The 25,084-nt window shown below is 63.9% G+C and carries 21 protein-coding genes; 10 read left to right on the forward strand and 11 right to left on the reverse strand.

Annotation, left to right across the window (positions count from 1 at the left end; genetic code table 11):
- Positions 1–143 precede the first annotated feature (143 nt).
- The 3 genes from ACZXDY_RS04075 to eno form a co-directional block, all read right to left on the reverse strand.
- Positions 144–1,280 (reverse strand): zinc-binding dehydrogenase, encoded by a 1,137-nt coding sequence (locus ACZXDY_RS04075; RefSeq protein ID WP_464344611.1) that lies wholly within the window; start codon positions 1,278–1,280, stop codon positions 144–146.
- 83 nt (positions 1,281–1,363) lie between these two features.
- The gene (locus ACZXDY_RS04080; protein ID WP_464344612.1) at positions 1,364–4,210 is read right to left on the reverse strand and encodes a glycoside hydrolase family 113; all 2,847 of its coding nucleotides are present in this window, start codon (positions 4,208–4,210) and stop codon (positions 1,364–1,366) included.
- 209 nt (positions 4,211–4,419) lie between these two features.
- Positions 4,420–5,703, reverse strand: a complete 1,284-nt coding sequence (gene eno / locus ACZXDY_RS04085) for a phosphopyruvate hydratase (RefSeq protein ID WP_464344613.1) — start codon at positions 5,701–5,703, stop codon at positions 4,420–4,422.
- 167 nt (positions 5,704–5,870) lie between these two features.
- Between eno and ACZXDY_RS04090 the strand changes: the two genes are divergently transcribed.
- The 5 genes from ACZXDY_RS04090 to ACZXDY_RS04110 all read left to right on the forward strand — a co-directional run bounded on the left by ACZXDY_RS04090 (position 5,871) and on the right by ACZXDY_RS04110 (position 10,249).
- The gene (locus ACZXDY_RS04090; protein WP_464344614.1) at positions 5,871–6,863 is read left to right on the forward strand and encodes a virginiamycin B lyase family protein; all 993 of its coding nucleotides are present in this window, start codon (positions 5,871–5,873) and stop codon (positions 6,861–6,863) included.
- 113 nt (positions 6,864–6,976) lie between these two features.
- Entirely contained in the window at positions 6,977–7,429 is a 453-nt protein-coding gene (gene queF / locus ACZXDY_RS04095; RefSeq protein ID WP_027579121.1) for a preQ(1) synthase, read from the forward strand.
- Positions 7,430–7,558: 129 nt separating this feature from the next.
- Positions 7,559–9,043, forward strand: a complete 1,485-nt coding sequence (pdxR, locus tag ACZXDY_RS04100; protein ID WP_464344615.1) for a MocR-like pyridoxine biosynthesis transcription factor PdxR — start codon at positions 7,559–7,561, stop codon at positions 9,041–9,043.
- 82 nt (positions 9,044–9,125) lie between these two features.
- Positions 9,126–9,755 carry an FMN-binding negative transcriptional regulator gene (locus tag ACZXDY_RS04105; RefSeq protein ID WP_464344616.1) on the forward strand — a complete coding sequence of 210 codons (630 nt, stop codon included), beginning with the start codon at positions 9,126–9,128 and terminating at the stop codon, positions 9,753–9,755.
- Positions 9,756–9,802: 47 nt separating this feature from the next.
- Positions 9,803–10,249, forward strand: coding sequence for a DMT family transporter (locus ACZXDY_RS04110; RefSeq protein ID WP_028167529.1), 447 nt, complete (start codon positions 9,803–9,805; stop codon positions 10,247–10,249).
- Between the two features lie 148 nt (positions 10,250–10,397).
- Here the strand turns inward: ACZXDY_RS04110 and ACZXDY_RS04115 are convergent, their stop codons facing one another.
- The 6 genes from ACZXDY_RS04115 to tpiA all read right to left on the reverse strand — a co-directional run bounded on the left by ACZXDY_RS04115 (position 10,398) and on the right by tpiA (position 16,230).
- Entirely contained in the window at positions 10,398–11,606 is a 1,209-nt protein-coding gene (locus ACZXDY_RS04115; protein ID WP_464344617.1) for an MFS transporter, read from the reverse strand.
- 19 nt (positions 11,607–11,625) lie between these two features.
- Positions 11,626–12,477: a 3-deoxy-8-phosphooctulonate synthase gene (kdsA, locus tag ACZXDY_RS04120; RefSeq protein ID WP_464344618.1), complete on the reverse strand. Its 852-nt coding sequence runs from the start codon at positions 12,475–12,477 to the stop codon at positions 11,626–11,628.
- A 95-nt stretch (positions 12,478–12,572) separates the two neighbouring features.
- Complete coding sequence (locus tag ACZXDY_RS04125) at positions 12,573–12,899, reverse strand: NIPSNAP family protein (RefSeq protein WP_464344619.1); 327 nt, start codon at positions 12,897–12,899, stop codon at positions 12,573–12,575.
- Between the two features lie 247 nt (positions 12,900–13,146).
- Entirely contained in the window at positions 13,147–14,778 is a 1,632-nt protein-coding gene (locus ACZXDY_RS04130; RefSeq protein WP_028167525.1) for a CTP synthase, read from the reverse strand.
- A gap of 168 nt (positions 14,779–14,946) precedes the next feature.
- Positions 14,947–15,342, reverse strand: coding sequence for a preprotein translocase subunit SecG (secG, locus tag ACZXDY_RS04135; protein WP_028167524.1), 396 nt, complete (start codon positions 15,340–15,342; stop codon positions 14,947–14,949).
- Between the two features lie 132 nt (positions 15,343–15,474).
- Complete coding sequence (tpiA, locus tag ACZXDY_RS04140) at positions 15,475–16,230, reverse strand: triose-phosphate isomerase (protein ID WP_464344620.1); 756 nt, start codon at positions 16,228–16,230, stop codon at positions 15,475–15,477.
- 311 nt (positions 16,231–16,541) lie between these two features.
- Here tpiA and ACZXDY_RS04145 point away from each other — a divergent pair, with 311 nt between their 5' ends.
- The 5 genes from ACZXDY_RS04145 to ACZXDY_RS04165 all read left to right on the forward strand — a co-directional run bounded on the left by ACZXDY_RS04145 (position 16,542) and on the right by ACZXDY_RS04165 (position 21,343).
- Positions 16,542–18,443 (forward strand): peptidylprolyl isomerase, encoded by a 1,902-nt coding sequence (locus tag ACZXDY_RS04145; protein WP_464344621.1) that lies wholly within the window; start codon positions 16,542–16,544, stop codon positions 18,441–18,443.
- A gap of 133 nt (positions 18,444–18,576) precedes the next feature.
- Entirely contained in the window at positions 18,577–19,590 is a 1,014-nt protein-coding gene (gene trpD, locus ACZXDY_RS04150; protein ID WP_464344622.1) for an anthranilate phosphoribosyltransferase, read from the forward strand.
- A 41-nt stretch (positions 19,591–19,631) separates the two neighbouring features.
- Entirely contained in the window at positions 19,632–20,453 is an 822-nt protein-coding gene (gene trpC, locus ACZXDY_RS04155; RefSeq protein WP_464344623.1) for an indole-3-glycerol phosphate synthase TrpC, read from the forward strand.
- A gap of 4 nt (positions 20,454–20,457) precedes the next feature.
- Positions 20,458–20,961: a cyclic pyranopterin monophosphate synthase MoaC gene (moaC, locus tag ACZXDY_RS04160; protein ID WP_028167519.1), complete on the forward strand. Its 504-nt coding sequence runs from the start codon at positions 20,458–20,460 to the stop codon at positions 20,959–20,961.
- A 106-nt stretch (positions 20,962–21,067) separates the two neighbouring features.
- Positions 21,068–21,343 (forward strand): hypothetical protein, encoded by a 276-nt coding sequence (locus ACZXDY_RS04165; protein ID WP_464344624.1) that lies wholly within the window; start codon positions 21,068–21,070, stop codon positions 21,341–21,343.
- A gap of 237 nt (positions 21,344–21,580) precedes the next feature.
- Here the strand turns inward: ACZXDY_RS04165 and ACZXDY_RS04170 are convergent, their stop codons facing one another.
- Together ACZXDY_RS04170 and ACZXDY_RS04175 are read right to left on the reverse strand one after the other, a co-directional pair.
- Positions 21,581–22,915 carry a S41 family peptidase gene (locus ACZXDY_RS04170; protein WP_028167517.1) on the reverse strand — a complete coding sequence of 445 codons (1,335 nt, stop codon included), beginning with the start codon at positions 22,913–22,915 and terminating at the stop codon, positions 21,581–21,583.
- Between the two features lie 154 nt (positions 22,916–23,069).
- Positions 23,070–24,236, reverse strand: a complete 1,167-nt coding sequence (locus ACZXDY_RS04175; protein WP_464344625.1) for an NADH:flavin oxidoreductase/NADH oxidase — start codon at positions 24,234–24,236, stop codon at positions 23,070–23,072.
- Positions 24,237–25,084: the final 848 nt, after the last annotated feature.

Raw genomic sequence — 25,084 nt, forward strand, 5'->3', positions numbered from 1 at the left:
CGATCACCTTCAAAACCGGCCTTGAATACTTCCATGCCGTCGCAGTCGGATGGAGCCTCAGAGATCCGTGCATGCCCTAGTGCTTTCGCAGGGACGACGTCGCGGGAGCGGTAAAAGCACAAGAGTGATCCGGAGCTACAGCACTACTTGTTCGGATTGATCAGGAATTTCTCGCCCGTTGCGCGCTTGGCATAGATGGCGATGTTGGAAAGCGACAGCGCTTCCGGCAGCGACACCACCTGCGTGTAGTGGCTTGCAAAGGTCGTTTTGAGTTCGTCGACCACACGCTGACGCAACCTTGCGAAATCCGCCGGCGGCAGCTTCTGCAGGAAATAGGTCAGGAGCCAGCCACCGACCCCCCACGCCATGCCGAAGCCGCGCGGCAATTCGACCGGTCCGGTGTCGAGGCTGCCATAGATATAGACCTGCTTGTGCACGGCCGAGCCGTAGCGGCTGTATTCCTTGGCGGTCTTGTTGATCGCGACTTCCATCGCATTGAGGATCTGGCCGGCGAGCTTGCCGCCGCCGATCGCATCGAAGGCGATGGTGGCGCCAGTCTCGACCAGCGCATTGGTGAGATCGTCGATAAATGTCGGCGCGGAGGAATCGACGACGTACTTGGCGCCGATCTTGTGCAGGATGTCGGCCTGCGCCTTGTTGCGCACGATGTTGACCAGGGGAATGCCGTCCTTGAGGCAGATCTTGTTCAGCATCTGGCCGAGATTGGAGGCGGCCGCGGTATGCACCAGCGCCTTGTGGCCCTCGCGCCGCATGGTCTCGGTCATGCCGAGCGCCGTCAGCGGATTGACGAAGCAGGAGGCGCCTTCCGCAGCCGTGGTGCCCTCGGGCAGCACCAGCACGTCCTTCGCCCGTGCCAGCCGATATTGCGCATACATCGCGCCGCCGAGCAGCGCGACCGTCTTGCCGAGCAGCGCCTTCGCCGCGTCAGACGATCCGGTCTTCACGACGACGCCGGCGCCTTCGTTGCCGACCGGCATCGACTGGTCGAGCCGCGCCGCGAGCCCGCCGAGCGCCGCCTGCGGCACCTTGGCGGAGACAATCGGAGATTCCTTGGTGCCGGAGGCCTTGGCAGTCGAGAGGTCCGCAGGGCCGATCAGAAGCCCGAGATCGGACGGATTGATCGGCGTCGCCTCGACGCGGACCACGATCTCGTCGGGACCGGGTTCGGGGATTGGCACCTCTACAAGCGAAATTTCCAGCTCGCCGCTCTTCTTGATCAGCGAACGGAGCTGAAGCCCAGTCTTGCCGTCGGATGCCATCGTACCCCTCCCTTGCTTGTTGTCTGGCCGCCTTCAGTTAGGCGGGGCGGCCGCAACAAACAAGGGCCCGAAAGAGGCGTCTGTCAGACGATCAGGAGATCATGCTGCGTGAGCGGTGCCGTGACGCCGGTCAGCGTGATCGAGGCGTCATGGCCGAGATCGATGACGGTGTCGTGCCCAACGAGGTGGACTGCGAGGTGCGAGACGTCGCTGGCGACCGAGGAATCGATCTGCAGGACATCGTGGCCGGGCCCCTCGCCCGCTCTGAAATGGTTGATGACGTCGTGACCCGAGGCTTCCTTGAAGACGAAGGTGTCGCCACCGGCGCTGTTCATGATATCCTTGCCGGCGGTCGAGGCCAGGGTGACGCCTGGCACGGCAGCGGACATCGTGTGCGAGCCGTCGTTGTTGTCGTAGGTGGTCGCGAGCCGGTGCCCCGCGGTGTCGAGAAGGTCATGCTTGGCCGAATAAGCCTGGCTCTGGATTTGGTAGGTATCGACCTCGCGGGTGCCGTCGGCGTGCCGCGTGGTCTGCACCGTCAGCTCGCCGTCGGGGTCATAGTTCGACTGGACGTAGCTGCCGTCGGTCTGAGTCACCGTTTGCAGGGTCACGTGCCCGGCAGTGTCATAGAGATCGAGCGTCTTGACGCCCGCGGCATCCACCATCTGCTTCAGCCAAAGCGAGCCGTCGTCACGGAACTGTTCCACCAAAAGGCTGTGGCCGGCGGCGTCACTAAGAACATGCTGCGACGCATAGGGCTTGTCGACGAAATTGAAATTGAAGACATCACGTGAGCCGTCGGCATGACGCAAGATCTCCGCGGCCAGGCTGCCGTCCGCCGCGTAGGTCGACTGTTGGTAGGACCCATCGGTCTGCGTCACCGTCTCCTCGACAAGGTGCATGCTGGCATCGTACCGATCCAGCGTCCTGACGCCGTTCATGTCGATGCTTTGTGTCAAGAGCAGCGATCCATCAGTGCGGAACTGCTCGATCAGGATGCTGTGGCCCGACGTGTCGGTCACGACATGCTGCGAGGCGTAGTCCTTGTCGGCAACGCCCGAAATAAAGATATCGCGCGAACCGTCGGTGTGACGGATGGTCTCGGTGGTCTGCGACCCCGTGACATCGAGCGTCCGCGTTTCCTGCACGCCGGCCAGGGCTGCCAGCATCGTGCTGGTGACGACCGTGGTGTCGGCAAATTTCAGGTACTCGACGTTGGTCAGACGATCGGCGCCGTCGCGGTCGGCGACATGGTCGTTGACCGTGATCGTGTTGCCGGAGACGGCGATGTCGTAGTCCGACCTCTTGCCGGAGAACAGCGCGGTATCCAGGCCCTCACCACCGTCGACGACGTCGTTGCCAGCGCCCCCGCTGATGTAATCATTGCCGGCGCCCCCATCGATCACATCGTTATCGGTGGTGCCGCCGAGGAACCAGTCCTGGTGGTTGGTGGTATCGAAGTGGATCATGCGTACGTAGAGATCGAACGTTCCCGGCGCGCTGGCATTGGTGGCATCGCTCGGGCTGACGGCGATGCCGTTGATCGAGACGTTCTTCAGGTGCAGGGCTCGCCCCGACGTCGAATTCACGAGTTCGATGTCGAGGCTGTGGACGGTGCCCGGATTGTTGAAGGTGACGGAAAAAGTCTGGTAGCCGGATGCGTCCGCCGCCGGCTTGAACTCGAAAATGCCGGACACGAGTTGGCCGTTGACCCAGACCCGCACCTGCGCGCCGACACCCGCCACCATCGAGCCATAACCCGTCATGGTAAGCGTCGTGGTCGGCGACGGCGCAATCGTGGTCGGACCGCCGACAATAATGTCGTTCCCTGCCCCACCATGGATCACGTCATTGCCGAGTGCGGCATTGATGTTGTCGCTGCCGCGACCGAGGTCGATAATGTCGGCGGCAGGCGTTCCGGTGACGGTGAGATCGGGAATAAAACCCTGGTCATGAAAATATTGCGAGACGATGGAAGCCGAGGGCTTCCCCATCACGGAATAGCCCGCGGCCGAATATTGATTGCTGAGGTCCCACTGCCAGAGCTCGACGCCCTTGAGCCAGCTTCCGCCTTGTGAGGCCCAGACCTGGAAGAACGCGTTGTAGGCGTCGGCCTGCGCGGCCGGATCCGGATCCCCGCCGGAGGCCCAGGACCCCGGAGCGATCGCGGTGCCCTCGATGCTGCGATAGCCGGCTTCGGTCATCAGAACCGGCTTGTCATATTGCAGCGCGAGCGAATGGAGGAAATCGACCGGTGATTTGTAGTCGAACGCGGCGGCGAAATACGGATTGGTCGGCACCTCGTTCCAAGCGTGAACGAGATCGTCCGCTGTCGGCGTCGTGCTCGACGTCAGCGGCGGATAGGTGTTGACACCGATGACGTCGAGTTGGTCCCAGAAGCTGACATGCGATGCTTCGTCGGTCGCGGCCGCGTAGGTTATCTCGCCGTGAAACACCAGGCGAACGGCGGAGATGATGTCGACCCAATAGGCACGGTATTGCGGGCCCGTGAGGCTACTCATCTCGTTGCCAATCACAAATGTATCGACCCCGCCAGCTTGCGCGATGGTCGCGAGGTGGACGACCTCCGCCTTGTAGGAAGCGAAGAAGGCACCGACGTCGCTCGGCGCAAGGCTCGATACACGAGTTCCATCAAGGGGGGAAAGCGAGGGCCGGAACACGATGGAGAGTCCCGCGTCGTGCGCTGCCTGAAAGCCCGCGAGCAGACTCTGATCGCCTTCCGTCTTGCCAGATACCGGGAAAACCGAACTGCTGGCCCCGTTGTCAGTCCAGATCCGCGTCGAGAGCAAAATAGAGTTTGAGCCAAGCGACGCGATGGATTGAAACGCCTGCCTTGCCGATGCGGTCGAGAGCTGTCCACCCCACTCGGAGAGCGCACCGAAACCTTGGATGTCGAACAAAGTCGCCACGCGAAAACTCCATCGTTGCTCGGATGGGTTTGCCGCGAAGCAATTACGTTCGTCTTAAACAGCTTGAGCGCTTTCGTAGGAAACGCCTGCAAAATTCGAATTCGGCTCGCGCGACGGTGATTTCGTCGCGCGAGGAGTTCCGATATTGGAACAGACTCGCGGGAACAGACCCGCGTCCGTGATCGGGCGCGTATTCGACGCGACGAGCGTTATGCCAACGCCTTGAATGCCGCCCTGCCCGCGTACACTGCCTGCTTGCCGAGCTGCTGCTCGATGCGCAAGAGCTGATTGTACTTCGCGGTCCGGTCGGAGCGCGCCAGCGAGCCGGTCTTGATCTGTCCGCAATTGGTGGCGACCGCGAGATCGGCGATGGTGGAGTCTTCCGTCTCGCCGGAACGGTGCGACATCACCGAGGTGTACGCGGCCTTGTTCGCCATCTCGATCGCGGCAAGCGTCTCCGTGAGCGTGCCGATCTGGTTCACCTTGATCAGGATCGAGTTGGCGCGACCATTCTTGATGCCGTCGGCAAGCCGCGTCACATTGGTGACGAAGAGATCGTCGCCGACGAGCTGGCACTTGCCGCCGATCAGATCGGTCAGCTCCTTCCAGCCCTCCATGTCGTCTTCGGACATGCCGTCCTCGATGGTGACGATCGGATAGCGCGAAACCAGATCGGCGAGATATTTCGCCTGCTCGGAGCGCGAGCGCGTCTTGTTCTCGCCGCCATAGACATACTCGCCGTCCTTGAAGAATTCGGTGGAGGCGCAGTCGAGCCCGAGCATGACGTCATCGCCGGCCTTGTAGCCGGCCTTGCCGATCGCGTTCATGATGAAATCGAGTGCGGCGTCCGCAGTCGGCAGGTTCGGCGCAAAGCCGCCCTCGTCGCCGACATTGGTGTTGTGACCGGCCTTCTTCAATTCGCTGCGCAGCGTGTGGAATATCTCCGAGCCGCAGCGCAGCGCGTCGGCGAAGGATTCCGCGCCGACCGGCAGGATCATGAACTCCTGGAAGTCGATCGGGTTGTCGGCATGCACGCCGCCATTGATGATGTTCATCATCGGCACCGGCAGCGTCCGCGCCGAGGTGCCGCCGACGTAGCGATACAGCGGCATGTCGAAGGATTCAGCGGCCGCCTTGGCGCAGGCGAGCGAGACGCCGAGGATGGCGTTGGCGCCGAGCCGGCTCTTGTTCGGGGTGCCGTCGAGGTCGATCATGATCTGGTCGATCCGGACCTGGTCCTCGACCGCATGGTCGCTGAGCGCCTCGAATATCTCGCCGTTGACGGCGCCGATCGCCTTCTGCACGCCCTTGCCGAGATAGCGCGCCTTGTCGCCGTCGCGCAGCTCGACCGCCTCATGCGCGCCGGTGGAGGCGCCCGACGGCACCGCGGCGCGGCCCACCGCACCGTCTTCCAGCACCACATCGACCTCGACAGTGGGATTGCCGCGGCTGTCGAGAATTTCGCGGCCGATGATGTCGACGATAGCGGTCATGATGTGCACTTCCTCAGGTGTGGTTCTGGTTAGATGCGCTGCGTCATACACGGCATGCAGCCAAATGTGAACGCTCACGCTTTGGCACGCATGTGACGCGGCAATGTGGTAGGTTTATGCTGATCTTCGCGTTTCAACCCATTGTTTCACAAAGCCGGGGTAACGCAATGAATCGACGCCAGTTTCTCGCTTCGAGCACTGCCGCAATGCTGGCAACGCCCATGGTGTTGCGCGCGGCCTGCGCCCAAGAGGGTGCGTTCCCCGTCAAATATTTCCCGGTGGCCCGCGGAATGGGCTCGCGCGACGTTACGCCGGCCCCCGACGGCACGATCTGGTTCTGCGGACAGCGCAATGGGAAACTCGGCCGGCTCGATCCGCGCGACGGCGCCTACAAACTGATCGACCTCGGACAAGGTGCCGCACCTCACGGGGTCATCCTCGGCCCGGATGGCGCGCCATGGATCACCGAAGGTGGACAGAATGCGGTTGCCCGCGTCGACCCCAGCGATCACAAGGTGAGATTGTTTCCGCTGCCCGAAAAATTCGCCTACGCCAACCTCAATACCGGCGTGTTCGACAAGAGCGGAATCTACTGGTTCACCGGTCAGTCCGGCTACTACGGCCGGCTCGATCCCAAATCCGGTGAGATGAAAGTGTTCGAGGCGCCGAGAGGTGTCGGCCCCTACGGCATCACGGTCACGCCGAAAGGCGATATCTGGTACGCCTCGCTCGCAGGGAGTCACATCGCCCGGATCGATCTCGCGACAGGGCGAGCGAGCGTGGTCGAGCCGCCGACGCCCAAGCAAGGCGCGCGGCGGATCTGGTCGGATTCACGGAGCCGCCTGTGGATCAGCGAATGGAACAGCGGCCAGGTGTCGATGCACGATCCCGCCGACGGCTCCTGGAAGGCCTGGAAACTGCCGGGCGAGAATCCGCGCACCTATGCAGTCTATGTCGATGACAAGGACAAGGTCTGGCTCACCGATTTTTCGGCGAACGCGATCGTGCGCTTCGATCCGGTGACGGAGACGTTTCGCTCGTTCCCGAGCGACAAGCCCGGCGCGAATGTGCGGCAGCTCGACGGCCGGCCGGGCGAGACCTGGGGCGGCGAATCCGGCAACGACCGTCTCGTCATGATTCAAACGACGGCGCCGGCATAGGACGCAAACCTGCCGGTGCTCTTCGGCGATCTGACGCGCTTCCGCCCTCCCCTTGACGGTTGACGAACAACCCCGCTTGCGTCCATGTCAGCGCTCCCCGAAGGACAGATTTCATGGCGCAAAGACCCCTGCAGCTCGGCCGTGCCGTCAAATGGCCCGACACTCCGGACAAGGCCGTGCTCGACCGCGTCCCCAATCCGCAGGCAGGCACCGATTACCTGGTGCGGTTCGCCGTGCCGGAATTCACCTCGATCTGCCCGGTGACGGGCCAGCCGGATTTCGCGCACCTCGTGATCGACTACGTACCGGGTCGCTGGCTGCTCGAATCCAAATCGCTGAAGCTCTACGCCGCGAGTTTCCGCAATCACGGCGCCTTCCACGAGGACTGCACGGTCATGATCGGCAAGCGGATCGCAAGCGAGATCAAGCCGAAATGGCTCCGCATCGGCGGCTACTGGTATCCGCGCGGCGGCATTCCGATCGACGTGTTCTTCCAGACCGGCCGCCTGCCCAAAGGCGTGTGGGTCCCCGACCAGGGCGTCGCGCCCTACCGCGGACGGGGCTGAAGCAATAATGCCGTTTGGCCAAATCGGGCCTGCGTTCGCTTCACTTTCCCGCTTGCACCGCCGCGCTTGGCATCCGTTCCGGAGGACGGCAAACTGGCCTTTGAAAACTTTCGGCTTTCGGAATCTTTCATGGGCCAGATCAAAGAGCATCCGAAGCGCGACAGCGGGCGCATGGGAGCGCGGCGCATCTACGAAGCCTTGCGAGACCAGATCCTGGGACGGACATACGGCACCGACGGTCTGCTTCCGTCGTCCCGCGCGCTTGCTGGCGAGCTCGGCGTATCGAGATCCACAGTAACGGTAGCTTACGAACAACTGGCGGCCGAAGGCTTCATCGACGTCCGTCACGGTGCGCGTCCGCGCGTTGCCCGTTCCGTCGTCGACGGAGGCAAGTCGCACGCGGTCTCCCGACCGCCGACGCGCAGCGTGCCACTCTCGGAGTTCGGGGAACGTCTGCGGAAGGACCCGCCGCGCTGGACCGAACCGCTGCGCGATCTCGTCGCGAACTTCAGATACGGCGATCTATCGCCGGCCGACTTTCCGGTACTCGCGTGGAAGAAAGCGATAGTCGCCGCCGTGACGCGACGACCCGAGCGGCTGGCCTACGACGACCCATGCGGTGCCCTGCGGCTCCGGACGGCGCTGCAGGGCTATCTGTGGCGATCGAGGAGCGTACGATGCGACGTCGACCAGATCGTCGTCGTGAACGGATCGCAGCAGGGGCTCGACCTCTGTGCGCGGCTGCTGCTCGATGTTGGCGACCGTTTCGTCATGGAAGATCCCGGCTACTTGATGGCGAGGCATACGTTCGCGGCGACGGGTGCCATTGCGGTGCCCATTCCGGTCGACGGAGACGGACTCGAAACGGAACGTCTCGCCGGAGTTGAAGCCCGGCTCGCCTACGTCACGCCTTCACACCAGTATCCGCTGGGTGGCGTGCTACCGATCGCGCGGCGACACCAACTCCTCGCCTGGACCAGGCAAAGCGGCGCCTGCGTGATCGAAGACGATTACGACAGCGAATACAGGTACGATACCAAGCCCGTGCCGCCGCTCCACGCCCTCGAAGAGGGCCACAACGTCGTCTACCTCGGTACCATTTCCAAGACGCTCTCGCCGACGCTGCGGATCGGCTACCTCGTCGTGCCGGCCGCGCTCCGATCCGCGTTCGCCGCCGCCAAGCAGATCATGGACAGGCACACGTCGCTGGCCGAACAGGACGCGCTCGCTTCGATGCTGGAGAGCGGCGCCTACGACAGCCACGTGAAGCGCGCCCGCCGGCGGAATGCCGAACGCCGCCAGGCCCTGCTGGAAGCGCTGCACCGCCGGTTTGGAGACCGGGTCCGGATCGAGGGCGCCGCGGCCGGCCTGCATGTCGTCGCCTGGTTTGATGGCCTGCCGCAGGCATCGGAAGAGGCGTTGATCCGGACGGCCCGATCAAAGGGCGTCGGCATCTACCCCGTCTCCGCTTTGTACGATCGCCGCCGTCACGGGCGGCGCGCCCGTCCTGACGCGGTCGGGCTCGTCATGGGCTATTCGGCGTTGGAGGCGCGGCAGATCGATCGCGGCTGCAAGCTCCTCGCTGCCGCCGTGGAGGAAATCGAGGCCGGCTAGCTGGACCGGCAAAATCGTTACAAACTGGTCGTTTCCCGTAGGCCAGATTTCGACTATCTCCGCGCCCAAACGGAGATACCCGATGTACATACCCCCCGCCTTCAAGGAAGACGACGTCGAGAGCATCCGGAAGACCATTCGGAACGCCCGTCTGGCCAGTTTGGTCACGGCCACCACCGACGGCCCGATTGCCACCCCTCTGCCGCTGTTCCTCGACGAGAGCGAGGGCGAACATGGCACGCTGTATGGGCACCTCGCGAAGGCCAACCCGCAGTGGCGCCTGCCTTCGCTCGGCGAGGCCCTCGCGATCTTCACCGGCCCGGATGCCTACGTGACGCCTTCCTGGTACGCGACCAAGCAAGAGACCGGAAAGGTCGTGCCGACCTGGAACTACGTTGCCGTCCACGCCTACGGCCCGGTCGAGTTCTTTCAGGAGCCAGAGCGGCTGCTGGATGCGGTAACGCGCCTGACCAACAGGCATGAAGGGGCGCGCGCTAAGCCATGGGCCGTCTCGGATGCTCCGCCGGATTTCATCGCATCCCAGTTGCGCGGCATCGTCGGCGTGCGTATCCCGGTCACCCGCTTCGAGGGCAAGCGCAAGATGAGTCAAAACCGTCCGGAGGCGGACCGTGCCGGAGTCGTTGCGGGGCTTGCTGCAAGCGAGAACCCTCAGGACCGTGAGGTCGCCCCTCTCATTCCGCTTCCAGCCTGAGCGTCCGCTCGTCGTTCGGGAGCCGAGCACAAGAACTCGGAGATAACATGCTGAAGCTCATCTTTCCCATGATCCTGGCCGTCGCGGCCGGGATCAGTCTCGTTGTGCAGCAGGCGCTCAACGCAAACCTGCGCGCGGCGCTGACGTCGGCCGCCTGGTCGGGTTTCATGAGCTACTTGCTGGGCGTCATCTGCATGGTGGGGCTCGCGCTGCTCCTGCAGGATCCGATTCCGTCTGTGGCGACGGCGTCCCGCATTCCCTGGTTCGCATGGAGCGGCGGCCTGTTCGGCGCAATCTTCATCGGTCTGGGCATCTTCCTCGTTCCCCAACTCGGCGCGGCGACCTTCTTCGCCCTGCTGATCGCGGGCCAGATGTTCGGCTCCATCGTGTTCGACCATTTCGGGCTGATGGGGGTTCCGGTCCATCCCATCACCGCGATCCGCGTTGCCGGCGCCATCATGCTTGTCGGTGGCGTCGTCCTCATCCGCATGTAGATCGGCGGTGGGGGTACAGATGCCGGCCCGCCCGGAAGCGAAAATCGAGATGTTCTACGGCTGGCGCGTGGTCGCCACCGGCTTCGTCATCGCGGCCTTCGCGTGGGGTCTCGGCCTGTTCGAGCACTTGCCCTGGCGAGGAAACACTCTACGCAGCGACGTTGGGACGACCGGCGGCGTCGGCCGGAATCCTCTGCTTCAGCAATGTGGCGCAGGCTAGTCCCAGCGCGATCATGATTGCGGCCGACGTCAGCAAGGTCGGCACCCTTCCGGCGTGCGCGAGGCCGAAGCCATAGGCGATTGGGCCCACGGTCTGGCCCATGAAGAAAAAGAACGAATGCAGGGACATCGCGGTCGCGCGCGCCTCCACCGACAGCTCGCTGGCGAATACCTGCAGGCAGCCATGGATCATGTAGAAGCCCCAGCCCATCGCCAGCAGGCTCAGCGCCTGCATCTTCCAGCCGGGACTGAACGCGACGGCCACTAGCTGGACGGCGACCAGCGTCGCGCCTGCGATCATCATGCCCTTGACGCCGAGCCGTGGCAGAAAGCGCGATACGGTCATGGTGTAGAACAGGCCGCCCACCGCGAACCCCGCGATGACGATGCCCGCGATCGACAGCGAAGTTTCACCGAGATCGAACAGGAACGACGCCACGAACGGAAACAGCCCGAGCACGCAGCAGCCTTCGATGAAGACTGCCGAATAGCAGACGGGCGCGTTCGGATTGGTGAAGATGGTGCGGTAGCCCTGCTTCAAGGCAGAAAAGCTCGTCTTGGGCGGATGCGCGAGCTTCGCGCCACGGAAGCCGGCGAGCACCGCAAGCGAAGCCAGAACGACGAGGGCGCCGAGCACGGCGAGCACGCCGCGCCAGCCGAGGAAATCGCCGATCAGGCCGGAGGCCGAAGCGCCCAGCAGGTTGCCGGTCATGGCGCCAGCCAGCGTTCGCCCGATCGCGACCTGGCGCTTGTCGGGCGCCACGAGATCGCTGGTCAGCCCGAGCGCGACCGGAAACACGCCGCCGGAGCCGATGCCGGCGAGGATGCGAGTGGCGAACAGCATCGAGAAGGATGTCGACAGCGCGCCGAGAATGTTGGCGAGCCCGAGCAGCACGAGACAGATGATCATCAGCCGCGCCTTGCCGAACAGGTCGGCGGCGGCGCCCAGCAGCGGTTGGACGATAGCGAAGGTGAAGGCGAACACCGCGGCAAAGCTTGCGGCGGTTGCGATGCTGACGCTGAACTCGTCGGCGACATGCGGAAGCACCGGATCGAGCGCACGCGCCGAAAGACTCGCGGCAAAGGTCGCGATCGCAATGATGTTGAGCGCCGGCGGCAGGCGGCCAGTTGCGGTCACGCGTTTCGCACCCGCCCCCTCAACGCGCCGCCTTCTTGGCGAGCGCGTCGAATTGCATCAGCGTCCTGACCAGCCCCTCGAACTCGCGGAGCGGCACCATGTTCGGCCCGTCGGATGGGGCGCGATCGGGATCGGGATGGGTCTCGATGAAGACGCCGGCAACGCCGACCGCAACGGCCGCGCGCGCCAGCACGGGGACGAATTCGCGCTCGCCGCCCGAGGATGCCCCCTTCCCGCCCGGTTGCTGCACCGAATGGGTGGCGTCAAAGATAACAGGCGCGCCGGTGGTGCGCGCCAGGATCGGCAGCGCGCGCATGTCGGAGACCAGCGTGTTGTAGCCGAAGGACGCGCCGCGCTCGGTCACCAGCACGTTCGGATTGCTGGCGCTAGTGAGTTTTGCAACCACATTGGCCATGTCCCACGGCGCCAGGAACTGGCCCTTCTTGACGTTGACGACCTTGCCGGTCGCAGCTGCCGCAAGCAGCAGATCGGTCTGCCGGCAGAGGAAGGCCGGAATCTGCAGCACGTCGACCGCCGGCGCAACCTCGGCGCATTGCGCTGGCTCATGCACGTCGGTCAGGACAGGCAGGCCGAGCGAGGAGCGGATCTCGGCAAAGATCGGCAGCGCCTGCGCCAGCCCGATGCCGCGCGCGGCGGATGCGCTGGTGCGGTTGGCCTTGTCGAAGGACGTCTTGTAGACCAGCCCAACGTTCAGGCGGCCTGCGATCTCCTTCAGCGCGCTGGCCACCTCCAGCGCATGCGCTCGGCTCTCGAGCTGGCAAGGGCCGGCGATGATCGAGATCGGCAGATCATTGCCGAACTTGACCGGGCCGACATTGACGATCGGGGCCGCCGAGGTCTTGGCGTTCAACGGTGTGTCCTTTCAATTTCGCGCGGACCATGCCGATCCGCGACACCAGGATCAACCCCGTATTGCCCCCGGGAATATCAGGGTTGCACTGAGCCTCACTTCAGCGCGGAGAATGTGGTCGGCACCAGCAACTGGTTGACGATATTGCCGACGATCTGACCATCCTCTTCGGTCTTGGCCCGCGCCGAAATCCACTCCGGATCGGTCTGGAACGCAGTCCATTTCTTTTCGCGATCGGCAAGCGATTCCCAAGCCAGGATGTAGGTCAGCTCCTGATTGGATTCGCCGACCAGCGTGGTGAAGAACCCGACCTGCTTGATGCCATGCTTCTCCCACAGCTTCAGCGTGATGGTATCGAAGCGCTTGAGCAGTGCCGGCAGCCGGCCCGGCAGGCAGCGATAGACGCGGGTCTCATAGATCATTCGGCAGTCCTCCCTGATTGTTGTGCGCTCGGTGCAGCACTTATAGCCGTTGCGAGGGAGACTGTCTTGAGCGGGCCACGCACGCCACGCAGCGGCGCGCGCATAACTTCACGCGGATCAATCGTAGTTTAATCGTACCCTGTCATTCCGGGGCGCGCGCAGCGCGAGCCCGGAATCCATTTGTCCACGTAGCTTGCGGCCCGATGGATTCCGCGCCTGCGCCTTCGGCGCATCCCGGAATGACGGCCTAGACCAGCCGCGATTGCGCCATCGCTGCCTGGATGAACGAGGCGAATAGCGGATGTGGCTCGAAGGGGCGCGACTTCAATTCGGGGTGGAATTGCACGCCGATGAACCAGGGATGGTCCTCGTATTCGACGATCTCCGGCAATACGCCGTCGGGTGACAGACCGGAGAAGCGCAGGCCGTGCTGCTCGAGCCGGTCCTTGTAGGCGGTATTGACCTCGTAGCGGTGGCGATGGCGCTCGGAGATTTCGGTGGCGCCGCCATAGACTTCGGAGACGCGGCTGCCGCGCTTGAGGACCGCCGGGTACGCGCCAAGCCGCATGGTGCCGCCGAGATCGCCAGCTTGCGAGCGCCTCTCCAGTTCGTTGCCGCGCAGCCATTCCGTCATCAGGCCGACGAGCGGTTCGGGCGTCGGGCCGAATTCGGTGGAATTGGCCTGCTCGATGCCGACCAGATTGCGCGCGGCCTCGATCACCGCCATCTGCATGCCGAAGCAGATGCCGAAATACGGCACGTCGCGCTCGCGGGCGAATTGCGCCGCCCGGATTTTCCCTTCCGCGCCGCGCTGGCCAAAGCCGCCGGGCACCAGGATGCCGTTGACGTGCTCGAGGAACGGCGCGGGATCCTCGTTCTCGAACACCTCGCTCTCGATCCAGTCGAGATTGACCTTCACCTTGTTGGCGATGCCGCCATGGGAGAGCGCCTCGATCAGCGACTTATAGGCATCCTTCATCCCGGTATATTTGCCGACGATCGCGATCGTCACGGCGCCCTCGGGATTGCGGACGCGCTCGTTGATGACGTGCCAGCTCTGCAGCGCCGGTGGAATCTTCGGCGCGATCCCGAACGCGGCCAGCACCTCGTCGTCGAGGCCGGCGGCGTGATAGGCCTCCGGCACGGCATAGATGTTGTCGACGTCGCGCGCCTCGATCACAGCACTTTCGCGCACGTTGCAGAACAGCCCGAGCTTGCGCCGCTCCTCCTTCGGAATCTCGCGGTCGGTGCGGCAGAGCAGGATATCCGGCTGGATGCCGATCGAGCGTAGTTCCTTCACCGAGTGCTGCGTCGGTTTTGTCTTGAGCTCGCCCGCACTTGGGATGTACGGCAAAAGCGTCAGATGAATGTAGACCGCATGATCGCGCGGCAATTCATTCTTGAGCTGACGGATCGCCTCGAAGAACGGCAGGCCCTCAATGTCGCCCACCGTGCCGCCGATCTCGACCAGGACGAAATCATAGCCGCCGTTGCCGTCGAGCACGAATTCCTTGATCGCGTTGGTGACGTGCGGGACCACCTGGATGGTGGCGCCGAGATAATCGCCGCGCCGTTCCTTCGAGATGATGTCCTGGTAGATGCGCCCGGTGGTGATGTTGTCGGCCTTGGTCGCCGGCCGCCCGGTGAAGCGCTCGTAATGGCCGAGATCGAGATCGGTCTCGGCGCCGTCGTCGGTCACGAACACTTCGCCGTGCTGGTACGGCGACATCGTTCCGGGATCGAGGTTGAGATAAGGATCGAGCTTGCGGAGGCGGACCTTGTACCCGCGTGCCTGCAGCAGGGCACCTAATGCCGCTGAAGCCAGACCCTTGCCGAGTGAGGAGACCACGCCGCCGGTGATGAATATGTACCGCGCCATGGGGCCTAACCTCTATCTCGACGAGGGCGATTCGCCAAAATGATTCGTGTCCTCCCGGCAAACTTGTTGCCGGGCTGTGAGTGACGTGAATTTTACTGCTTAGTCAGACCGTTAATGGCGATTCCTGACGCAGGACGCCAGTCCTGCACCCTGCATAGCCACCCCGCATTATTGCGAGCGCGGCGCCTGCGGGCCGCCGGCGGGGGCCTGCTGGCCCTGCTGTTCGTCGGCCTTCTTCAGCGAATCCAGGATGCCGCCCGAGGTCGGCGGCGTGATCGGCGCGCCGCCAGCGGGCTGCTGCGTCGGCGCCGGGGCGCCGGTGCCGAGGACCGAGGTCGGCTGGCGGCTGAGGCCGGCATGCCAGGACAGAAACAGGCTGGTCGCGAAGAACAATACCGCCAGGACCGCGGTGGTCCGCGTCAGCAGGTTCGCGGTGCCGCGGCTCGACATGAAGCCCGCGCCCCCACCCATGCCAAGGCCGCCGCCCTCGGATTTCTGCAGCAGCACGGCCCCGATCATCACGGCGACGATCATGAGGTGGATGACGATGACGACAGTCTGCATTGTGACCTTCCGTCGCAAGCCTAGAAGCGCCGGGTTCCGGCGGCTCACACGCTATCAGCGGGTTTTCCTGAAGTTGCGCGGTGTTACACGATCGGGACCGGCAACGCCACCCCAATAACCGCCGCAATCCAGCTAGGGAGCGCCCGCCGCGATCGCAAGGAAATCGGCTGCCTTCAGGCTGGCACCGCCGACCAGCGCGCCGTTGACATTGGCAACGCCCAATAGCTCGGCCGCATTCGAGGGTTTTACGGAGCCGCCATAGAGAATCCGGACATTTACGCCCTCTCCTTTGAAGCGTTCCGTCAAGAACCTCCGGATAAACTTATGAACTTGCTCGACATCCTGCACCGTCGGGGTCAGCCCGGTACCGATCGCCCAGACCGGCTCGTAGGCGACCACCAAATTGGCCGCGGTCGAACCGTCCGGCAGCGAGCCCTTGAGCTGGGTGCCGCAGACATCCAGCGCCCGCCCGGCATCGCGCTGCTCGCGGGTCTCGCCGATGCAGACGAGCGCGGTGAGGCCTGCGCGCCAGGCAGCTTCGGCCTTCTGGCGGACCAGCGCATCGGTCTCGCCATGGTCGGCGCGGCGCTCGGAATGGCCGACGATGATGGCGCTGGCGCCGGCATCCGCCAGCATTTCCGCCGAGATGTCCCCGGTATGGGCTCCGGAGGCCTTGGGATGGCAATCCTGGGCCCCGACGGCGACCTTCGAGCCGCGAGCCTTGTCAGCAAAGGCGGCAATCAAGGTCGCCGGCGGGCAGACCAGGAGATCGGCCTTGCCGGCCAGCGCGCCGGCCCCCGCCAGCATGGTGTCGAATTCGCCGATGGAGGCTTTCAGGCCGTTCATTTTCCAATTGCCGGCGATCAGCGGCCGGATGGCGTCGGTCATGGCAGGATTCCCGAGAGATGGTGGTCGACATGCGCTAGCAGAGCCCGGCTCTCACTTCCAGACCCGGCGGTCCACCGCTACAAATCGCCGCCATAGCGGGACGGCATCCGCCGTCCCGCGTTAGCTTCTTGTTTGAGCATGATCTTTCCGGAAAACCGGGGTCCACTTTTCCGGATCATGCTCTAGGTTGCGACGGCGCAGTTGCCACTTTATGATGCGTTCCCAACTCGGTGACGCGCTTTAAGGAATCCGCTTATCGGATCATCCCCGGGCGCGACCCGGTTCCCCTCCTTTTCAAACAAGTTGGACCCATGCTTCGAGGAATTCGGACAGCCTCATCAAACTGGCTCGGCAAGATCGTCATGGCCGTGGTGATGGGCGTTTTGATTGTCAGTTTCGGAATCTGGGGCATTGCCGACATCTTCAAGGGGTTCGGCCAGTCGACGCTCGCCAAGGTTGGCAGCACCGAAATCTCGACCGAGCAGTTCCGCCAGATCTACACCGACCGGCTGCAGCAGGTCGGCCGCCAGTTCGGCCGTCCGTTGACGCCTGACCAGGCGCGCGCCTTCGGCTTTGACCGCCAGGTGCTGCAGCAGACGATCGCGGAAGCGGCCCTTGACGAGGAGGCCCGGCGGCTTCGGCTCGGCCAGTCTCAGGAAGAGACGATGCGCTCGATCTACAACGATCCGAACTTCAAGGGGCTGAACGGCCAGTTCGAGCCGCAGCGCTTCCAGTCCGTGATCCGCCAGTTCGGCTACACCGAGCAGCGCTATCTCGCCGAGCAGCGCCGCGTCGGCCTCCGCCGCCAGATCGCCGGCACGATCGGCGCCGGCATCGAGCCGCCAAAGACCTTGATCGAGGCCCTGGTCCGTTATCAGAACGAGCAGCGCTCGATCGAGTACATCAAGCTCGACGCAGCGCAGGCCGGCACCATCGACCCGCCCTCGCCCGAGGCGCTCGCCGCCTATTTCGAGGATCACAAGGCCCAGTTCCGCGCGCCAGAATTCCGCAAGATCGCGTTCGTCGTCGTGACGCCCGAGGAGATCGGCAAGTGGACCGAGGTCTCCGACGAGGATGCCAAGAAGATATTCGAACAGCGCCGCAACCAGCTTGGCACGCCGGAGAAGCGCGAGGTATCACAGATCGTGTTTCCGAACGTGGAGGAAGCCACTGCCGCACGTGCGCGGCTGACCTCGAACACCTCGTTCGACGACCTCGCCAAGGAACGCAACCTCAATCTGTCCGACGTCGATCTCGGCGTGGTCGCGAAGTCGGCGATCCTCGATCCGGCGGTGGCGGATGCGGCGTTCTCCCTGCCCTCAGGCGAAGTCAGCCAGCCGGTACAGGGCCGCTTTGGCGTGGCGCTGGTCAAGGTCGGCAAGATCGAGCCGGGCACGACGCCGACCTATGAGAGCATGGCCGGCGAGATCAAGAAGCAGATCGCAGCCGAGCGCGCCCGCGAGAAGGTCGCCGATCTCCACAACAAGATGGAAGACGAGCGCGGCGGCGGCGCCAACCTCGTCGAGGCGGCGCAGAAGCTTGGGCTCGCCGCCGTCACCATCGACGCCGTCGACCGCTCCGGCCGCATGCCGAACGGCCAGCCCGTGGCGAACATTCCGACCGGCCTCGATGTCGTCTCACAGGCCTTCGGCAGCGATGTCGGCGTCGACAACGAGCCGATCCAGTTCCGCGGCGGCTACGTCTGGTACGACGTGCTCGGCGTGACGCCGTCGCGCGAGCGCAGCCTCGACGAGGTGCGCGCCCAGGTCGAGGCGAAATGGCGCGAGGACCAGATCGCGACCAGGCTGCGCGAAAAGGCAACCGAGATCGTCAAGAAGGTCGAGGCCGGCGGCAAGCTCGCCGACGAAGCCTCCGCACTCGGCGTGAAGGTCGAGACTGCGGATAAATTCCGCCGCGATGCCTCGCTACCGGCCGTGCCTGAGAGCGTGGTCGCGGCTGCGTTCCGCACCGCCAAGGATGGCGTCGGTCAGGCCACGGGTACCGGTGGCGAGCGCGTCGTCTTCCGCGTCACCGACATCATCGTGCCGCCGCTCGATCTTTCCTCCGAGGAGGTGAAGAAGTTGAAAGAGGCGCTGCAGCGCGGATTGACCGACGAGCAGGTCGCGCAATACGTCAACAAGATCGAAAAAGACATCGGAACCACAATCAATCAGGCCGCCTTCGCACAGGTGACGGGCGCGAATAACAACTGAGCATGATCCGATTAGATCATTGCTCTCATCTTTTGTTTGAGCATGATCTCCGCGCAAACGCTTCGCGTTTGTCGCGAGGGAAAACCGGTTTCCACTTTTCCGGATCATGCTCTAAAATCTTCACGGGCGGGCGATGGACGACCTGAAATCGATAATTGCGAAAGTCGCCACCGGCGCAACCTTGTCGCGCGACGAAGCCGCAAGCGCCTTCGACAGCATGATGTCGGGCGAAGCCACGCCCTCGCAGATGGGCGGCCTCCTGATGGCCTTGCGCGTGCGCGGCGAGACCGTTGACGAGATCACCGGCGCGGTGTGGGCGATGCGCAGCAAGATGCTGCGGGTGACGGCACCAGCCGAAGCGGTCGACGTGGTCGGCACCGGCGGCGACGGTTCCGGCTCCGTGAACGTGTCGACCTGCGCCTCGTTCATCGTGGCCGGCACGGGCGTGCCGGTCGCAAAACACGGCAACCGCGCGCTGTCGTCGCGCTCGGGCGCCGCCGACGTGCTGGCCTCGCTCGGCGTCAAGATCGATCTTACCCCGGCCCAGGTCGGCCAGTGCGTCCAGGAAGCCGGGATCGGCTTCATGTTCGCCCCCGCTCATCACCCGGCCATGAAGAATGTCGGCCCGACCCGGGTCGAGCTTGCGACCCGCACCATCTTCAACCTGCTCGGCCCGCTCTCCAATCCCGCCGGGGTCAAGAGGCAGATGGTCGGGGTGTTCTCGCGGCAATGGGTGCAGCCCTTAGCGCAGGTCCTGAAGAACCTCGGCTCGGAAGCGGCCTGGGTGGTGCACGGCTCCGACGGGCTCGACGAAATCACCCTCACCGGCCCGACCTTCGTCGCGGCGCTGGAGCGCGGCGAGATCAGAACCTTCGAAGTTTCCCCTGACGATGCTGGCTTTGGCCGCGTCGGCAGCGAGGCCTTGAAGGGCGGCGATGCCGATGCCAACGCGGTGGCGCTGCTCAGCGTGCTCAATGGCGAGCCGAGCGCCTATCGGGATGTCGCGCTGCTCAACGCCGCCGCGGCGCTGATCGTCGCCGGCCGTGCCAAAGATTTGAAGGAAGGCGTCGCGCTCGGGACCAATTCGTTGGATAGCGGTGCCGCTGCCGCGAAGCTCAAACATTTGATCGCGGTTTCCAACAGCTAGAGCATGATCCGGATCATGCTCATAGAGACATAGGGTCCGCGATGTCCGACATCCTGAAGAAGATCGAAGCCTATAAGCGCGAGGAGATCGCCGCAGCCAAACGCGCGCATCCGCTGCCCGAGATCGAGGCGCGCGCCAAGGCCGCGTCGCCGCCGCGCGGGTTCGTGCGCGCTATCCGCGAAAAGCACGCTCGCGGCGATTACGCGCTGATTGCCGAGATCAAGAAGGCCTCGCCATCGAAGGGGCTGATCCGCGCCGACTTCGATCCGCCTGTTTTGGCAAAAGCCTATGAAGCCGGCGGCGCGGCCTGCCTGTCGGTGCTGACGGACACGCCCTCGTTCCAGGGCCATCTCGACTTCATGGTCGCGGCGCGCACGGCAACCAATCTGCCGGTGCTGCGCAAGGATTTCATGTTCGACACCTATCAGGTGGTCGAAGCCCGCGCCCATGGCGCCGACTGCATCCTGATCATCATGGCCGCGCTCGATGACGCAGCGGCCAAGGATATCGAGGACGCAGCGCTCGCGCTTCAGATGGACGTGCTGGTCGAAATCCACGACCGCGCCGAGCTCGACCGCGCGCTGAAGCTCCGCTCGCCGATGATCGGCGTCAACAACCGCAATCTCCGCACTTTCGAGACCACGCTCGCGACCAGCGAGGCCTTGGCACCGCTGATCCCGAAGGAGCGGCTGATGGTCGGCGAAAGCGGCATCTTCACGCCGGACGATCTGTCCAGGCTGGAACGCGTGGGCATGTCGACCTTCCTGGTCGGCGAGAGCCTGATGCGTCAGGCCGATGTAACAGCGGCAACCCGCGCGCTGCTCGCACGCAAAAGCGCGCCGCGCGCCACCGGAACCCGTTAGAGCGATGGCGGAGAAGTCAAAGGGCGGTCCCGCCCTCACCCATATCGATGCCAGCGGTGAGGCACGCATGGTCGACGTCTCCGCCAAGCCCGCGACCGAACGCACAGCCGTCGCCGAAGGCCGCGTCATCATGAGCAAGGCAACGCTCGAGCTGATCGTCTCAGGCAATGCCAAGAAGGGCGACGTGCTCGGCACCGCGCGCATTGCCGGCATCATGGCGGCGAAACGGACCTCGGAACTGATCCCGCTCTGCCATCCGCTCGCGCTGTCGAAGGTGACGGTCGATATCGAGCCGGACGAGAAACTGCCGGGCTGCATCGTGCAGGCGACCGTCAAGGTCACCGGCCCGACTGGCGTCGAGATGGAGGCGCTGACCGCGGTCTCGGTCGCCTGCCTCACCATTTACGACATGATCAAGGCGGTGGAACGCGGCGTCCGCATCGAAGGGATCCACCTCGTCGAGAAGCAGGGCGGCAAGTCCGGCCACTATCGCGCCGCGGATCGCTGACGCGTTACGTCACGACTGCGCTGTCACGCGGCTGTGACCGGATCGCCCGGACTGCGCCATCGCGTGCGGTGTTACATTTGGCGTAGCCCTTTGAAGGAGCAACGCTATGTGGGCCTTCAAGCTTCTTGGTGCGGCCGCGGCACTCTGCGTCCTCAGTGCGCCGGCGATGGCACAGCAGGTGATTTCCGAGCCCGGCTATTGCGCGCAATTCTACCCGAACGCCAATTGCCAGAACAAAGGTCCGGGCAACCCCTATACAGGCGGCTATCAGCGCTACATCGAGCAGGGTTACGGGATGTGGGCTCAGGATCCACCGATCCGGTCGGTCGGCAAGCGCCCGCGGACCCACCGCTCGGATTCATCCGCCATCCGCGCGCGCTGAACCTGATTGAATCCTGTAGGGTGGGCAAAGCGCAGCGTGCCCACCTTTCTTGCACCGCCCGCGGACGGTGGGCACGCTGCGCTTTGCCCACCCTACGATTCCTGCCTGAGGCCCGTCATGGCCGGGCTCGTCCCGGCCATCCACGAAGAGGCTTGCACAGCAGCAAAAGACGTGGATGCCCGGGACAAGCCCGGGCATGACGAACCCTGAGACGGTCCTCCCGCGTCAACGTGATGTTCAGTTCGGGATCGTCCGCTTCGGCGCGCCCTTGGCGTCGGCGTTGACGGTGACGCCACGCAACAGGTTGTAAGCAGCGTTCAGCGCCTTGTCGTTCTTCTCGTCAGGCGGGACGAAGGATTGCGAGCCGGTCTGCTCGGTGCCTTCGGCCGCCAGATGCCCGCGCATCGAGGCCTCGCCCTTGATCTCGGCACGCGTCTTCAATTCGTCCGGCACATCCTGCAGGATCTCGATATCGGGCGCGATGCCCTGCGCCTGGATCGATCGGCCCGACGGCGTGAAATAGCGCGCGGTGGTCAGTGCCAGCGCGCCATTGCCAGCCCCGAGCGGAATGATGGTTTGCACTGAGCCCTTGCCGAAGGTGCGGGTGCCGATCAGCGTCGCGCGCTTGTGGTCGTGCAGCGCACCGGCCACGATCTCGGAGGCAGAGGCCGAGCCGCCGTTGATCAGGACCACAAGCGGCTTGCCCTTGGTCATGTCGCCGCCGCGCGCGGTGAAGCGCTGAGTCTCCTCCGGCAACCGGCCGCGGGTCGAGACCACCTCGCCGCGCGCCATCAGCGAGCTCACCACCGACACCGCCTGGTCGAGCAAGCCGCCGGGATTATTGCGCAGGTCGATCACATAGCCGGCAAGCTTGTCCTGCGGGATCTCCTTGGAGATATCGGCGATCGCCTTGTGCAGGCCCTCGGTGGTCTGCTCGTTGAACGAGTTGATCCTGATATAGCCGATATTGCCGCCATCGGTGTGGAAGCGCACCGGGCGCACACGGATGATCTCGCGGGTGATGGCGACGTCGATCGGCTTGTCGGCATCCTTGCGGATGATCTTCAGCTTGGTCTGGCTGTTGGGCGGGCCCTTCATCTTGTTGACGGCCTGATCCAGCGTCATGCCCTGGATCTGTTCGTCATCGATCTGGGTGATGATGTCGCCCGACATGATGCCGGCGCGCGAGGCTGGCGTGTCATCGATCGGTGCTACGACCTTGATGAAACCGTCTTCCATCGTGACCTCGATGCCGAGGCCGCCGAACTCGCCGTGGGTGGTCTCCTGCATGTCGGTCCAGCCCTTCTCGTTCATGTAGCGAGAATGCGGATCGAGCGAGGAGATCATGCCGTTGATCGCGCCCTCCATCAGCTTGGAGTCGTCGGGCTTCTCGACATAGTCGGTCCGGACGCGCTCGAACACGTCGCCGAACAGATTGAGCTGGGAATAGGTATCGGAGCGGACCGCGGCCTTGGCGACCGCAACCAGATTGGCGCCCTGCGGGGCGGTGACGAGAAGGGTAAGGCCAGCACCGGTCACCGTGCCGAGGAGAAAGCCAAAATTCCTGCGCATGCGTGCGATCCTTCCCGCTGTAGCCGCCACGACTGTGATGAATCGTCGTTCTCACCCGACGTGGACAAACACACAATGCCTTTTTGGTCGGATCAAGGCCAATTGTACCGGAGAAATACCGTCGCTCACGACATCGTGCGTTGCTCGTGCGCCGCTATGGACGTCCCTCCTGGAGGCCGCTCTGCCAGGTCGACGGATTGGTTCCAAAGCCGCGTTTGGCGCGCGTGCCGAGCCAATAGCCGAACTGCGGCGGAACATTACGGAATGGCCCGTCCACGCCAAGCTTCAGCGCGGCGTCCATCGGCCAGTTCGGGTTGTTGAGGATTTCGCGCCCAATCGCGATCAGATCTGCCTGTTTTTCGCGCAGGATCTGTTCCGCCTGGTCACCATGAATGATGAGGCCAACGGCCATGGTGAGGATGTCGGCGTGACGGCGGACGTATTCCGATAGGGGCACCTGGTAGTTGTACTTGATTTCCTTGCCGAGGATCGGCGCCATGTCGGTGATGCCGCCGGACGAGCAATCGATGACATCGACGCCTTTCGCCTTGAGGATGCGGGCGAGCCGTACGCTCTGCTCCGGGCCCCAGCCGGCATTGTCCTCCACCGACAGCCGCACGAACAGCGGCTTGTGGTCGGGCCAATAGCTGCGCACCGCCTCCGTCACTTCGATGATGAAGCGCATGCGGTTCTCTTCCGAGCCGCCATACTCGTCGGTGCGTTGGTTTCCGCGCTCCGACAAGAACTCATGCACGAGATAGCCGTGGGCGCCGTGCAATTCGAGCACGTCGAAGCCGGCCGCGTTGGCGCGGCGCGCGGCCTGGCCCCAGGCCTGCACGAGGTCCTTGACCTCACTGCGCTCCAGCGCCCGCGGCACCGGCCAGCGTGCACTGTGCGCGATCGCGCTCGGCGCGACCGGGGTCCAGTCGTCCCAATCCTCGATGTCAGGCGACCGCTGCAGCGGGCCATCACCTTCCCACGGGCGCGTTGCGCGCGCCTTGCGGCCGGAATGGCCGAGCTGGATGCCGGCAACCGCATTCTGCTGCCTGATGAAGGTGACGAGCCGATTGAGTGGCGCGATGAACTTGTCGTCCCAGATGCCGAGATCACCGACCGTGCCGCAGCCGCGCCGCTCGACCTTGGTCGACTCGACAATGACGAGCCCCGCGCCGCCGGCGGCGAACTTGCCCGCATTCATCAAATGCCAATCGGTCGGAAATCCCTTCACGGCCGAATATTGATGCATCGGCGGCACCACGATCCGGTTCTTCAGCGTGATGCCGCGGATCGTCATTGGTGAGAACAGGAGCGTATCGGACATGGTTTTCCTCGCATCACCGGACATCGTTACCCGCTATTTCACCGGGGTCGGTTTCCTGCCGCGAACGATATATGTGCCGTCAATGACGGCAAAGCCGAAATGCGGGAGGCTTCCATGCCCAATCGGCGATTGCCGAAGCACGAGTCTTGCGCTCGTCCGTCGCACTTATGCTCCACCCGTTGCCAACTGCCGCGGTCATTCCGGGGCGGGCGCAGCGCGAGCTATGATGTGCAATTGCACATCAGAGAATCCATTCATCCGCTGGCGCAAGCTGCGAAATGGATTCCGGGCTCGTCCTTTGGACGCCCCGGAATGACAGCCTCCGTCATTGCGAGCGGAGCGAAGCAATCCATGCCTCCGTTCGCTGCGCTATGGATTGCTTCCCGGAGCCTGTCATCGGGCGGCGCTTCGCGCTTATCCGTTGGCTCGTAGTGACGATGTGGTTGCTTTGGGTGCGACATATCAACCCGACGGGCAAATCAGCAGAAACGTATCCAGACTATCAGCGAAAAACATTTCGCTTTCGCCGTCGGGCAAAATCAGTGATTTAACTCCGCGCGTCTCACCCAAGAGAGGGGCGGCTCGCGATCGTCACGAACGTTGCGGTGAGATGCGGTGGACGCGATGGGTGTGACTGACGAGCACGCGCATTACGGACGGCGAAGTCGTGTGGTCCTGGCGCCCCGACGCTGGCGCTAAGTTTCGTGCGAACACATTCGCACTAGGCGACGGTGGCAAGAAAGCCCGGTCACCGGGGAGAGTACGAAGTAAGCCGTAACACCATCGCGCAGGGAAGGCCGGAATGCTTCGGTTGAACCTGTGGTCCTACTCCCGTGCTTTTTGTCGCA

Source organism: Bradyrhizobium sp. LeoB3, assembly GCF_055456055.1.

Coding starts and splice junctions, on each gene's coding strand:
- tpiA (WP_464344620.1), bottom strand. CDS start 16,230: ATGACCGACGCCATCCGGCCGCTGATCGCCGGCAATTGGAAAATGAAC.
- ACZXDY_RS04175 (WP_464344625.1), bottom strand. CDS start 24,236: ATGTCCGATACGCTCCTGTTCTCACCAATGACGATCCGCGGCATCACG.
- ACZXDY_RS04125 (WP_464344619.1), bottom strand. CDS start 12,899: ATGATCTATGAGACCCGCGTCTATCGCTGCCTGCCGGGCCGGCTGCCG.
- queF (WP_027579121.1), top strand. CDS start 6,977: ATGGCGCAAAGACCCCTGCAGCTCGGCCGTGCCGTCAAATGGCCCGAC.
- ACZXDY_RS04145 (WP_464344621.1), top strand. CDS start 16,542: ATGCTTCGAGGAATTCGGACAGCCTCATCAAACTGGCTCGGCAAGATC.
- trpD (WP_464344622.1), top strand. CDS start 18,577: ATGGACGACCTGAAATCGATAATTGCGAAAGTCGCCACCGGCGCAACC.
- moaC (WP_028167519.1), top strand. CDS start 20,458: ATGGCGGAGAAGTCAAAGGGCGGTCCCGCCCTCACCCATATCGATGCC.
- secG (WP_028167524.1), bottom strand. CDS start 15,342: ATGCAGACTGTCGTCATCGTCATCCACCTCATGATCGTCGCCGTGATG.
- ACZXDY_RS04130 (WP_028167525.1), bottom strand. CDS start 14,778: ATGGCGCGGTACATATTCATCACCGGCGGCGTGGTCTCCTCACTCGGC.
- ACZXDY_RS04090 (WP_464344614.1), top strand. CDS start 5,871: ATGAATCGACGCCAGTTTCTCGCTTCGAGCACTGCCGCAATGCTGGCA.
- pdxR (WP_464344615.1), top strand. CDS start 7,559: ATGGGCCAGATCAAAGAGCATCCGAAGCGCGACAGCGGGCGCATGGGA.
- ACZXDY_RS04110 (WP_028167529.1), top strand. CDS start 9,803: ATGCTGAAGCTCATCTTTCCCATGATCCTGGCCGTCGCGGCCGGGATC.
- ACZXDY_RS04075 (WP_464344611.1), bottom strand. CDS start 1,280: ATGGCATCCGACGGCAAGACTGGGCTTCAGCTCCGTTCGCTGATCAAG.
- trpC (WP_464344623.1), top strand. CDS start 19,632: ATGTCCGACATCCTGAAGAAGATCGAAGCCTATAAGCGCGAGGAGATC.
- ACZXDY_RS04165 (WP_464344624.1), top strand. CDS start 21,068: ATGTGGGCCTTCAAGCTTCTTGGTGCGGCCGCGGCACTCTGCGTCCTC.
- eno (WP_464344613.1), bottom strand. CDS start 5,703: ATGACCGCTATCGTCGACATCATCGGCCGCGAAATTCTCGACAGCCGC.
- ACZXDY_RS04105 (WP_464344616.1), top strand. CDS start 9,126: ATGTACATACCCCCCGCCTTCAAGGAAGACGACGTCGAGAGCATCCGG.
- ACZXDY_RS04170 (WP_028167517.1), bottom strand. CDS start 22,915: ATGCGCAGGAATTTTGGCTTTCTCCTCGGCACGGTGACCGGTGCTGGC.